The 12,243-nt window shown below is 68.8% G+C and carries 11 protein-coding genes and 1 tRNA gene; 3 read left to right on the top strand and 9 right to left on the bottom strand.

Annotated elements, in window-relative coordinates:
- Positions 1-2: 2 nt before the first annotated feature.
- Complete coding sequence (locus ACSGC5_RS08950; protein ID WP_434970316.1) at positions 3-170, bottom strand: hypothetical protein; 168 nt, start codon at positions 168-170, stop codon at positions 3-5.
- On the opposite strand from ACSGC5_RS08950, the gene ACSGC5_RS08945 reads away from it, so the two are divergent.
- Entirely contained in the window at positions 169-636 is a 468-nt protein-coding gene (locus ACSGC5_RS08945) for a VOC family protein (protein WP_434970291.1), read from the top strand. The genes ACSGC5_RS08950 and ACSGC5_RS08945 overlap by 2 nt on opposite strands.
- 159 nt (positions 637-795) lie before the next feature.
- On the opposite strand, the gene ACSGC5_RS08940 is transcribed toward ACSGC5_RS08945, so the two are convergent.
- Positions 796-867: transfer RNA gene (locus ACSGC5_RS08940), tRNA-Gln, on the bottom strand.
- 82 nt (positions 868-949) lie between these two features.
- Complete coding sequence (gene gltX / locus ACSGC5_RS08935) at positions 950-2,470, bottom strand: glutamate--tRNA ligase (RefSeq protein ID WP_434970290.1); 1,521 nt, start codon at positions 2,468-2,470, stop codon at positions 950-952.
- Positions 2,471-2,616: 146 nt separating this feature from the next.
- Between gltX and ACSGC5_RS08930 the strand changes: the two genes are divergently transcribed.
- Entirely contained in the window at positions 2,617-4,026 is a 1,410-nt protein-coding gene (locus ACSGC5_RS08930; protein WP_434970289.1) for a DUF222 domain-containing protein, read from the top strand.
- A 140-nt stretch (positions 4,027-4,166) separates the two neighbouring features.
- On the opposite strand, the gene ACSGC5_RS08925 is transcribed toward ACSGC5_RS08930, so the two are convergent.
- Positions 4,167-5,162, bottom strand: a complete 996-nt coding sequence (locus tag ACSGC5_RS08925; protein WP_434970288.1) for a LysR family transcriptional regulator — start codon at positions 5,160-5,162, stop codon at positions 4,167-4,169.
- Positions 5,163-5,243: 81 nt separating this feature from the next.
- Here ACSGC5_RS08925 and ACSGC5_RS08920 point away from each other — a divergent pair, with 81 nt between their 5' ends.
- Complete coding sequence (locus ACSGC5_RS08920; RefSeq protein ID WP_434970287.1) at positions 5,244-6,350, top strand: aminotransferase class V-fold PLP-dependent enzyme; 1,107 nt, start codon at positions 5,244-5,246, stop codon at positions 6,348-6,350.
- On the opposite strand, the gene ACSGC5_RS08915 is transcribed toward ACSGC5_RS08920, so the two are convergent.
- The 5 genes from ACSGC5_RS08915 to ACSGC5_RS08895 form a co-directional block, all read right to left on the bottom strand.
- Positions 6,347-7,621 (bottom strand): MFS transporter, encoded by a 1,275-nt coding sequence (locus ACSGC5_RS08915; protein WP_434970286.1) that lies wholly within the window; start codon positions 7,619-7,621, stop codon positions 6,347-6,349. The two genes, ACSGC5_RS08920 and ACSGC5_RS08915, sit on opposite strands and share 4 nt — an antisense overlap.
- Positions 7,618-8,397 carry a fumarylacetoacetate hydrolase family protein gene (locus ACSGC5_RS08910; RefSeq protein WP_434970285.1) on the bottom strand — a complete coding sequence of 260 codons (780 nt, stop codon included), beginning with the start codon at positions 8,395-8,397 and terminating at the stop codon, positions 7,618-7,620. Before ACSGC5_RS08910 ends, ACSGC5_RS08915 begins: the two co-directional genes overlap by 4 nt.
- 13 nt (positions 8,398-8,410) lie before the next feature.
- Entirely contained in the window at positions 8,411-9,517 is a 1,107-nt protein-coding gene (locus tag ACSGC5_RS08905; protein ID WP_331791484.1) for a branched-chain amino acid aminotransferase, read from the bottom strand.
- A gap of 72 nt (positions 9,518-9,589) precedes the next feature.
- Positions 9,590-10,642, bottom strand: a complete 1,053-nt coding sequence (locus ACSGC5_RS08900; RefSeq protein ID WP_434970284.1) for a 3-isopropylmalate dehydrogenase — start codon at positions 10,640-10,642, stop codon at positions 9,590-9,592.
- A complete protein-coding gene (locus ACSGC5_RS08895) occupies positions 10,605-12,215 on the bottom strand; it encodes an MFS transporter (RefSeq protein ID WP_434970283.1) in 1,611 nt (536 codons plus the stop codon). The genes ACSGC5_RS08900 and ACSGC5_RS08895 overlap by 38 nt, the downstream gene beginning before the upstream one ends.
- Positions 12,216-12,243 lie beyond the last annotated feature (28 nt).

The following is a 12,243-nucleotide window of genomic DNA, read 5'->3' as shown; positions in this document are numbered from 1 at the left end:
CGTCACCGAATCCGGATGCCGCGCGGCTGCGGCACGCGTTCGATGCGGCAGCAGATCGACTTGAGGATGAGAAGCGCGCAATCGACGCCGAGCTCGACGCCCTGGCTCAGCTGCGTCGAAGCCTCGGCCTTGACCCTGACACCCACGTCAGGGCGCACAGTGGTGAGCATGGAACTGTCCGAACCACCACGCCAGCTGCGTTTGATCATCGAGACCGACGACTTCGATAGCGCCCTCCATTTCTACCGCGACGTTCTCGGCATGCCCGAGCAGCCCGCGTTCGCAACACGAGGCGATGACCGCGTCGCGATCCTTCATGCGGGTCTCGCAACGATCGAACTGGCAACTCCCACGCACGCCCGCGCGATCAACGCGATCGAGAACGCCCCGACATCCGAGTCAGGCACGGCGCTGCGCATCGCGCTGGAAGTCACCGACACGACAGGTGCGGTCGCGGCAGCGGAGGCATCCGGCGCGTCCGTGATTGCACCGCCGGTAGAGACCCCGTTCCGCACGATCAACGCGCGGGTTCAGGGACCGGCGGGATGGCAGATCACGTTCTTCCAAGAGCTCGAAACGCTCGAGGTCCGCACGACACGCAAAGGCTTCGCGGCCGACGCCGATCGGCCGAGGTAGACGGATCGCCAGCCTCACGCTGCGACTCCCAGAGTGCCGGAGTCGCGGCCTGCCCACCAGGCAGTGCTGACATAGCGCACACCGGACGATCCCGAAGCCGACCTGTATGGACCCTCAGCGTCAACGACGAAACCCGCGGTATTCCGCGGGTTTCTCTTGCTGGGGTACCTGGACTCGAACCAAGAACAACTGAACCAGAATCAGCCGTGTTGCCAATTACACCATACCCCAAGGGTTCCCGCCGGAACGGGCGCCGAGGGTCAAGTCTAGACGACGCCCAAGGCCCCGCCAAACCACGCCCGGCTTCGGCGCGTCACGACGCCGCGAGGTGCGCCACGAGCGCCCCCAAGCGCGAGATCGACGCATCCTTGCCGAGCAGTTCCATCGACTCGAACAGCGGCGGCGAGACCCGGCGACCACTGACCGCGACCCGGAGCGGACCGTACGCGACGCGCGGCTTCAGCCCGAGTCCGTCGATGAGCGCCCCCGAGAGCGCCTCCTGGATCGCCGCGGCAGTGAACTCCGCCTCGGGGATCAGCTCGATCGCGCCGACACTCGCCACCAGCACCTCCCCCGCATTGGCGGGCAGGGACTTCAGCGCATCGTCCTCGTAGGTGACGGCATCCGTGAACAAGAACCCGAGCAGTCCCGGAGCGTCGCCGAGCAGCTGCATCCGTTCCTGCACGAGCGGGGCGGATGCCGCGAGCATGCGCTCCTGCGCATCCGTCATCGGATCCGACACGACGCCCGCGGCGACGAGGTACGGCACGAGGCGGGCGGCGAAGTCATCGGCAGCCAGCATCCGGATGTGGTCGCCGTTGATCGACTCGGCCTTCTTCTGATCGAAGCGCGCGGGGTTGGGGTTGACGTCGGCGATGTCGAACGCGGCGACGAGTTCGTCGAGCGAGAACACGTCACGGTCGGGAGCGATCGACCAACCGAGGAGGGCGAGGTAGTTGAGCAGCCCCTCGTGGATGAAGCCCTTCTCGCGCTGCAGGAAGAGGTCGGCCTTCGGGTCGCGCTTGGAGAGCTTCTTGTTGCCCTCCTCCCCCAGCACGAGCGGCATGTGACCGAACCGGGGCACGAAGTCGGTGACTCCCGCGGCCACGAGCGCGTCATAGAGCGCGAGCTGACGTGCCGTGGACGGCATGAGATCCTCACCACGGATGACGTGAGTGATGCCCATGAGCGCATCGTCGACCGGGTTCACGAACGTGTAGAGCGGCACGCCACCGGCGCGCACGACGACGAAGTCGGGGAAGGAACCCGCCGGGAAGGTGACCTCGCCGCGGATGAGGTCGACGTAGGTCAGGTCGTGATCGGGCACGCGCAGCCGCCAGGCGGGCTCGCGGCCTTCGGCACGGAACGCCGCCTTCTGCTCGTCGGTCAGGTCGCGGTCGTAGTTGTCGTAGCCGAGCTGCTTGGCCCGTCCCGCCGCCTCGTTGCGGGCGTCGATCTCTTCGGCGGTCGAGTAGCTCTCGTACACGACGCCGGCCTCGACGAGCTTCTCGAGCACCCCGCGGTAGATCTCGTGCCGCTGCGACTGCCGGTACGGCGCGTGGGGTCCACCGACCTCGACGCCCTCGTCCCAGTCGATCCGCAGCCACCGCAGCGCATCGAGCAGCTGGTGGTAGCTCTCCTCGGAGTCGCGTGCGGCATCCGTGTCTTCGATCCGGAAGACGAGCGTGCCGCCGTTGTGCCGCGCGTAGGCCCAGTTGAACAGCGCCGTGCGCACGAGACCGACGTGCGGCAGCCCCGTCGGCGAAGGGCAGAAGCGGACGCGGACGTCGGTTCCGGTGGCGGTCGTGGTGGCGGGATGCGGTGACGCGGGCATAGGGACCCAGTCTAGTTGCGAGAGGGGCGCCGACAGCAGCGCCGCTGATTCGTTGATTCCTCCCCAGGATCGAGATTCGGATGGTCTGCCTCTTCGTCCTTATGTTCTATATATCGATGTCGGTGGTGGGCTCTAGAGTCGTAGACATGAACGATCCGCTGGCCAACCTCCTCGACGCCCTCGACGGCGTCGTAGGATCGTGGCCGGTGTCGGCGGGCGGTGAACGCCTTCCGATCGAGAGCCTCGACGAGACGCAGTTGGTCGCCGCCAACGATCATCTCGGTCGACTTCGACGTCATCTGGATGCCGTCCACGCGCGCGTCGCCTCCGAGATCGCACGACACTCCCGCCCCGAGCTCGGACCCGACGGCCTGGCCAAGAAGCACGGCTACCGCAACCCGATCGCGCTCGTCGCGGCGACGACCGGCACGACCAACGGCGATGCCGCACGGCTCGTCGCCGTCGGCGAGGCGACCGCACCTCGACCCACGTTCAGCGGCGAGGATGCGCCGGCTCGGCATCCGCACGTCGCTGCCGGACTCTCATCGGGGAGCATCGGCATGCCCGCTGCGGCGGCGATCATCGCGATGCTCGACCGGGTGGCGATGCGCTGTGACCGCGAGATCCTGGATGCTGCGGAGCAGACGCTCGTCCAGCAGGCGGCCGGCCTGACTCTCGACCAGCTCGCCAAGGTCATCGCGCGCGCCGAGGCTCACCTCGACCCCGACGGCCTCGAGCCGAAAGAGTCCGAGCTACGGGCGGATCGCGCACTGCACATGTTCGAGCGGGCCGGGTTGCTGCACCTGCGCGCCACCCTCGACCCCGAGACCGCCGCACCCATCAAGACCGCGATCGAAGCGCTCGTCTCGGCCGAGTTCCGCGCCCAGGCCGACGCGCTCGGCGGCGGCGCCGCGAATGGCGCGGGATCGGAACACCTGCGCGCACTCTCCCCCGCCGACGCGGATGCTCCTCGACGCACGGTTCCGCAGATGCAGGCCGACGCCCTCGCGCTGCTCGCCTCCCACCTCCTCGGCTGCGACCACAAGGACGTCCCCATCGAAGGTGCGACCGTCGTGGTCCGGATGACGCTCGAGCAGCTCACCGAGGGCACCGGAGCCGCCCTCATCGACGGTATCGACCAGCCCGTCTCGGTGGCGACGGCCCGTCGGTTGGCAGCCGGGGGCGGCGTCATCCCCTGCGTCCTCGGATCCCACGGCGAGATCCTCGACTGGGGCCGCGAGAAACGGCTCTTCACCCGGGCACAGAAGCTCGCTCTTGCCGAACGCGACGGCGGATGCGCCGGCTGCGGACTCCCACCCGGAATGACCAAAGCCCACCACATCCGATGGTGGGCGAGGGATGCCGGACCCACCGATCTCGACAACGGCGTACTCCTGTGCGATTCGTGTCATCATCGCGTACACGACAACGGCTGGGAGATCCGTATCGACGGCACCGGCGTCACGGCACGGGTCTGGTTGATCCCGCCTCGCCATGTCGACCCGGCCTGCACTCCCCGCCTCGGCGGGCGAGCCCGATTCGACTACGCGGCCTGACGGTGACGCGCGGCAGCGCCGGCGTGAGGAGCGGTGCGTCCAGGTCGCCGCGCGGTAGTGCAGGCGTGGGTACAGGCGAGCCCAGGTCGCCGCGCGGTGCGACTCAGCCGGCCGGTCTAGGTCAGTTGCAGCTAGGACATCTAGGTCGCCGCGCAGGTCGTGCCCGGGCCGTGCGTGCGGTCGCCCAGCGAATGGCAGACCCGTTCCAGGGCATCGATCGTCGTGCGCACGGCGGGCACCCGATCGGCGCCGTGCGCCGTGACGACGTGCAGTCTGCGCTGCTCCCCCGGCGGCAGCGGACGCGTGAGGATGCCGGCAACCGGCGGAAACGAGGCGACAGCCAGCCGCGGCAGCGTCGCCACCCCGATCCCCTGGGCGACGAGACCCTCCACAGCGGCCACGTTGTCGGTCTCGAAGGTGATGCGCGGCGAGAATCCCGCCCGTCCGCACATCTCGAGCAGGTGACCCCGACAGCGCGGGCATCCGGCGATCCAGTTCTCGTCTGCGAGCGCCGCGACGTCCACACCCTCGGTCCCGGCAGCGGCATGCCCCTCGGGAAGCACCAGCATGAGCTCATCGGTGCCGATCGCCCGCACCGCGAGCCCGCGGGCACTCTCGCCGTGCGGATCGTCCCGGTCCCCTGGATAGCTGAAGGTCACCGCGATGTCGGCGCGATCCTCGCGCACCGCCTCAACCGCCTCGGGAGGCTCGGCCTCGACATAGGTCACGGTCAGCCCAGGGGCGGATACCGCCAGCTCCCGCAGCAGCCGCGGCACGATCGTCGGCGACGCCGAGGGGAAGCCCACGAGCCGCACCCGCGCCCGCCGCAGACCGCGGATCTCGGCCAACTCGTCGGCGGCGGCATCCAGCGCGGTCGTGACGGCCGGCGCGTGGCGCGCCAGCACCCGACCTGCCTCGGTCAGGCGCAGGCGCCTTCCCACCCGCTCGACAAGCGGCATGCCCAGCCGCGCCTCCATGCGCTTGACCTGCTGACTGACGGCTGGCTGACTGTAGCCCAACGCGGCAGCGGCGCCCGTAATCGATCCCTCGTCGGCGATGGCGCGGATGACGCGCATTGCATGCACGTCCAGCTCGCCCGAGAGCGGCCCGAGCTCGTCCGCACGTCTATCGACCATCCTCGAATCATAACGGCACGTCATGCTTTTGATTGAATACCTGCCATAGACGAATTGCTGCGCGACGACGACGCTGGACTCATGACCGGCCCCCTCGCCCCCGCCGACGGCACCGCCGCCACCACCACGTCGGAGTGGCAGCTTCCCGCGGCACTGATCGCGCAGGAATTCCCTGCCGCGCGCGGCTACCTCAACGCGTCGAGCGTCGGTCTCATGGCCCACTCCACCCGCGCCGCCATGATCGACGATCTCGACCGCGGGTGCCTCGCCCACCCCGACATCTCGCGGTACACGACGATCGTCGAGAACACCCGCGAGACCTACGCCGGTCTCGTCGGCGTCAGTCCGGATCGGGTGGCGATCGGCTCACAGACCTCCGCCTTCGTCGCACTGATCGCCGCGAGCCTGCCTGCCGGCGCCGAAGTCCTCGTCCCGGAATGCGAGTTCGCCTCTCTCGCGGCCCCGTTCGCCCACGCCCCGCAGGGGCTGACCGTGCGCACGGCGCCGCTGGCCGACCTCGCCGCGCGCATCGACGACGAGACCGCGCTGGTCGCCTTCTCGCTCGTCCAGTCCTGCGACGGCGCCGTTGCCGACACGGATGCCGTCACTGCCGCCGCCCGGGCCCACGGCGCCCGTACCCTGTGCGACACCACACAGGCGGTGGGATGGCTGCCGGTGGACGCCGGCCCCTTCGATGCCACGATCTGCCACGCGTACAAATGGCTCGGAGCCCCTCGGGGTGTCGCCTTCCTCACCGTCTCGGAGGAGTTCGCTCCCCGTATCCCACCGCTGTTCGCCGGCTGGTACTCCGCGGCAGACCCGTGGACCTCGCTCTACGGTCACGAGCACCCTCTCGCCGAGACCGCCCGCCGTTTCGACCTCTCACCGGCGTGGCAGGCCTTCGTCGGCGCGGAGGCGGCACTCCACCTTGCCGCGGGTCTTGACCAGGGTGCCGTACACGACCACACGACGACGATGGCCGCGACCTTCCGGGCACGTCTTGACCTGCCAGAGCCGACGATCCCCAGCGCGATCGTCAGCTGGGACGACCCGACCGGGGGCGATCTCGCACGCCTCAGGGCTGCCGGCATCACCGCATCCGGCCGCGCAGGCCGCGCCCGCGCAGCCTTTCACCTGTACAACACGGCCGCCGACGTCGACGCTGCTGCACGCGCCCTCGGACGCTAGGTCGACGCGCCAGGTCCTGGCTCGTCGCCACGGATCCGACCAAGAGGCGCGAGCACGACGGTCGCGATGACCGCGATGCCGACGACCAGGGCGAGGCCCGCGAATCCGATCCATCCGAGCACGACACCCGACACGATCGCGCCGACCGCGCCCACGAGGCTCATCGACAGGTCGTTGATACCCTGCCGCCTCGTCCGGCGAAGCTCCGATGAGGACTCGGTCAGCAGCGCCGACCCCGCCACCGTGGCGGCGCTCCATCCCAGTCCGAGCAGAATCAGCGCAACGGTGACGGCCGCGGTCGATTCGGCGCCGAAGAAGACCGTGAGCACGGATGCCGCCAGCAGCGCCTGCCCGACCAGGATCGTCGGGATGCGACCCACGCGGTCGGCCAGGATGCCGAACACCGGCGACAGGGCATACATCCCGGCGATGTGCAGGCTGATGGTCAAGCCGATGATCGTGAGACTCGCCCCGTGGTGCAGCATATGCACCGGCGTCATCGCCATGATCGAGACCATGACGCCGTGGGCCGCGGCATTCGCGAAGATCGCGAAACGTGCCGGGGTCGGACGGTCTGGCTTGACGATCTGGGCGACGACGCGGTCACTGCGACGCTGCGCGACCGTCTGCGCCACCAAGAGCGGGTCGGGGCGCAGCGCGAACAGGTAGACGACAATGCTCAGCGCTTGAGCGACGATCGTGAAGACATACGGTCCGGTGAGGGGCGGCATGCCGAGCGCGTCCCCGATCGCCTGGCCCGGTTGCACGAGGTTCGGGCCGAGCACGGCGCCGATGGTCGTCGCCCACACCACGATCGAGAGGTCACGGCCGCGGGTGGCATCCGTGGCCAGATCGGCCGCCGCGAATCGGGATTGCAGGTTCGCGGTCTGCCCCGCTCCGACCAGTCCGAAAGCCAGCAGCAGCAGCGGGAACGAACGCAGCGCGGCGGCGGCCACGACGAGGGTCACACCCACGAGCGCGATGGCCATTCCGGAGGCGAGTGAGATGCGCCGACCGCGGCGCCGCGCCAAGGCTGCCAGCGGAACCGCGAGCGCGGCAGTGCCGAGCGTCACTCCCGCCGCGGCCAGACCCGACAGCGACTCGTCTCCGGCCACATCCGCGGCCAGCACCGCGCCGAGCGAGACTGTCGCGCCGAAGCCGAGTCCGCCGAGCACCTGCCCGGCGGAGAGCACCCACACGGTGCGCCGTTGGATGCCGGCGAGTTCTCGTGCCTCCTGGTGGTCGTCGACCCACTCTGTGAGCGGGCTCACGGACGCGGCTCGGCCACCCGCGCCGTGTTGCGCAGGACCCCCAGGCCGTCGATGGCGACCTCCACGACGTCGCCCGCGACGAACGGCCCGACGCCCGCGGGCGTCCCGGTGAGGATGACGTCGCCCGGCAACAGGGTGAACACCGCCGACGCGTAGGCAATGATGTCGGCAACCGAATGGATCATGTCCGCGATCGACCCCCGCTGCGCGACCTCGCCGTTTCGCCGCGTCGTCAGTTCCGCGCCGCCACCCAGATCGAACTCGGTTTCGATGACCGGGCCGAGCGGGCAGAAGGTGTCGAAGCCTTTGGCCCGCGCCCACTGCCCATCGGCGCGCTGCAGATCCCGCGCTGTCACGTCGTTGCCGATCGTGTAGCCGAAGACGTAGTCCAGGGCGGCATCCGGTGTCACGTTCTTCGCGATTCGGCCGATCACCACCGCCAGTTCGCCCTCGAAGTCCACGCGCGATGACTGCGGCGGCAACACGATCGCGTCATCCGGTCCGATGACGGCCGTATTGGGCTTGAGGAACAGCAGCGGCTCGGTCGGCGCTTCGCTGTCCATCTCGGCGGCGTGATCGTGATAGTTCTTGCCGACGCACACGACCTTCGACCGCGGAATGACCGGCGCAAGCAACGTCACGTCAGTGAGCGGAACCCGCTCCCCTGTGGTGTCGTACCCGGCGAACATCGGGTCGCCCGACAGGACGACCAGTTCCCGCTCATCGAGGATGCCGTAACGGATGCTGTCATCATGGCTGAATCGAGCGACTCTCACCGACCCTGCCTCCTCAGCCGCCCAGCCGGTGCAGCCAACCATGCCGGTCTTCGGCGTGGCCGTACTGGATGTCGGTGAGTTCCTGCCGCAGCTCGAGCGCAAGCGAGCCGACCGGCTGCTGATCGACGAAGTCGCGACCCTTGAGCACACCGATCGGGGTCACCACCGCGGCCGTGCCGCACGCGAACACCTCGACGATGTCGCCGGATGCCACACCCTCGCGCCACTCGCGTAGCGAGATGTTGCGTCCCTGCACGTGGAGTCCCCGGTCGGCGGCCAACTGCAGAATCGAGTCCCGGGTGACGCCCTCGAGGATCGAGTCGGACTGCGGGGTCACGACGGTGCCGTCCTTGAAGACGAACACGATGTTCATCCCGCCGAGCTCTTCGACGTTGCCGTCCTGGTCGAGGAAGACGACCTGATCGCACTCGTTCTCGTAGGCCTCGGACTGCGGCAGCAGGCTGGCCGCATAATTGCCGCCGGTCTTGGCCGCACCCGTGCCGCCCTTGCCTGCCCGCGAGTAGTCCTCGCTCAGCCAGATCGTCACGGGGGTCACGCCGCCCTTGAAGTAGGCGCCTGCGGGGCTCGCGATGACGTAGTAGCCGACCTTGTGCGCGGGGCGCACGCCCAGGAACGCCTCTTTGGCGAACATGAACGGTCTCAGGTACAGGCTCTGGTTCTCGCCCGAGGGCACCCAGGCGCCGTCGACGGCGATGAGTTCCTCGAGCGACTGGATGAAGTACGACACCGGAAGCTCGGGAAGGGCGAGGCGTCGCGCCGAGCGCTGCAGCCTGCGACCGTTCTGGTCGGGACGGAACGTGTGGATCGAACCGTCCGCGTGGCGGTAGGCCTTGATGCCCTCGAACACTTCCTGCGCGTAGTGCAGAACTGCAGCGGCGGGGTCGAGGGCGAGCGGGCCGTACGGCTTGACCTGAGGCTTGTGCCAGCCGCCGCCGACCGACCAGCAGATGTCGACCATGTGGTCGGTGAAGTGCACGCCGAAGCCGGGGTTGGCGAGGATCGCCTCGCGCTCGGCATCCGTCTTGGCCTGCAGGTTCTTGGCGACGTGGAACTGCAGGGGCTCGAGTCCGGCGTCGGGGTCGGTGTCAAGAAGTGTCATGTCGAAATCCAGTCGTTCGAGCGCGTCGGTGTCGGAATCGCCCGGCGATCCGGGGAGCCGAATGGCTCCAGGCTACGCCTGAAGGCGGGCGACGATCGCGTCACCGATCTGCGCAGTGGTGCGGGCGGCATCGCCCCGGTCCGCGATGTCCTCCTCCACCGCACGGGTGACGCGGGCGGATTCCGCGTGCAGCCCGAGGTGATCGAGCAGCATCGCGATGGACAGGATCGCAGCGGTGGGGTCGGCCTTCTGCTGACCCGCGATATCGGGCGCCGATCCGTGGACGGGCTCGAACATCGAGGGGAACGCGCCGTCGGGGTTGATGTTCCCCGATGCGGCGAGGCCGATGCCTCCGGTAATGGCGCCGGCCAAGTCGGTGAGGATGTCGCCGAAGAGGTTGTCGGTGACGATCACGTCGAAGCGGTCGGGGTTCGTGACCAGGAAGATGGTGGCCGCATCGACGTGGAGATAGTCTACGGCGACGTCAGGGTGCTCCTGCGCCACCTCGTGGACGATTCTCTGCCAGATTCCGCCGGCGTGCACGAGCACATTGGTCTTGTGAACGAGCGTGAGCTTCTTGCGTCGGCGCTCGGCCAACGCAAACGCGTAGCGGACGACGCGCTCGACTCCGAACGCGGTGTTGACCGACGTCTCGTTCGCGACCTCCTGCGGTGTGCCCTTGCGAATCGCACCGCCGTTGCCCACATACGGCCCTTCGGTGCCCTCGCGCACGACAACGAAGTCGACCTCGCCGGGGTTCGCGAGCGGGCCGGGGGCACCCGTGTAGAGCTTCGCGGGGCGCAGGTTCACGTAGTGGTCGAGCTCGAACCGCAGCTTCAGCAACAGTCCCCGCTCGATGTTCGCGTCCTTGAGGCGAGGATCCCCGGGAACGCCACCGACCGCGCCGAGCACGATCGCGTCGTGTGCCTTGATGGCCTCGAGGTCGGCATCCGTGAGCGTGTCCCCGGTTTCCAGGTAGCGGGCGGCGCCCAGCGAGAACGGGGTCTTCTCGAAGCGGATGCCGCTGTCCGCGGTGACCGCATCGAGAACCTTCATGGCCTCGGCGACCACCTCGACGCCGATGCCGTCACCGGGAATGACCGCTAGCTTCACCTCGCGCGACATTGCTCTCCTCGTTCTCGGGGTGCGCCGTCTGACTCGCGGATGACGGCGTGGATCCCAGCGTAGTGGCCGCGATCACCGCCGCCAGGACCATGAGGCCGGCACCCACGGCGGCGGTCGCTGCCACCCCCGAATCGAATGCCGTGGCGGCGGCGGCGCGCAACGCCTCGGCGATCGGCGCCGCAAGATCCGCGGCTGCGACGTACGCCCCGGCGAGAGTCTCCCTCGCCTGCAGCGCGAGGTCGGCCGGGACGCCGGCAGGAATCGCGATCCCGGACCGGTAGGACGCGGTGAGGATGCTGCCGAGCACCGCCGTCCCCAGGACGGCACCCAACTCATAGGCCGTCTCGGAGACGGCGCTCGCGGCGCCCGCCTTGCTCGGCGGCGCGCTCGCAAGCACGAGTTCGTTGGACACGGTCTCGGCGGCACCGATTCCGATGCCCAGCAGCACGCTCGCCAACAGCAGCCAGCCGAGGTCCCCCTGCCCGGCGGTCACGGCGACCAGAACGTAGCCGCTGAACGAGAACAGGAGGGCCGTGGGCACGACGATGCGGGGCGCGATCCGCGCGGCGATCGGCACGACCAGCAGACCCGAGACGATGACGGATGCGAGCGAGGGCACCAGGGCGAACCCGGCCTGCACGGGCGAGAGCCCGACGATCAGCTGCAGGTGCTGGGCGATGAAGAACATGAACCCGACGAGGGAGATGACGCTCAGGAGGTTCACCAGCAACGCGCCGCTGAAGGTGCCTCGGGTGAACAGTCTCATGTCGAGCATCGGGGCGCGCGCGTGAAGCTGCCGACGCACGAACAGGACGCCGAAGACAACGCCCGCCGCGGCCGCGGCCACGACGATCGTCGAGAACCCGTGCACGGCGAACTCCTTGATCGCCCACACGATCGGCACCATCATCGCCATCGACAACAGGATGCTGAGAGCGTCGATACGGCCGGGAGCCGGGTTGCGACTCTCGGGAACCAGTAGCGGCGCGAGCACCAGCAGCGGCACGAGCACCGGAACGGCCATGAGGAACACGGATCCCCACGAGAAGTGTTCGAGCAGCACTCCCCCGACAATCGGGCCGAGCGCCGCGCCCGCCGAGAACATCGAGGCCCAGATCGCGATCGCGAGGCGACGCTGACGGCGGAGGGTGAAGATGCTGCGCAGCAACGCGAGTGTCGAGGGCATGATCATCGCGCCGAACAGGCCCATAGCAGCACGACCCGCGATGAGCCACTCGGCCGAGGGCGCGAAGGCCGACAGCGCTGACACGGTGGCGAACCCGGTGGCACCGATCAGCAGCATCCGTCGCCTGCCGAACCGGTCACCAAGGGTGCCCATCGTCACGAGGAGCCCCGCCAGAACGAGCGGGTAGGCGTCGATGATCCACAACTGCTGTGCGGCGGTCGGCGCGAGCGCGAGCGCGATCTCGGGCAGCGCGAAGCTCAACACCGTGTTGTCGACCGAGATCAACAACACGGGCAGCATCAGCACGACCAGCGCTGCCCAGCCGCGCCACGTCACGGGCCGCCCCTCGCTCTCGGCGATGCGGATGTCTTCGGTCAGGGTCGTCATATCGTCACCGTGTCACAAATTTCTATAC

It is taken from the genome of Microbacterium sp. bgisy207, from assembly GCF_965345035.1.
In the GTDB taxonomy this organism is placed as follows: Bacteria; Actinomycetota; Actinomycetes; order Actinomycetales; family Microbacteriaceae; genus Microbacterium.
This window is presented reverse-complemented; position numbering and strand designations above follow the sequence as displayed.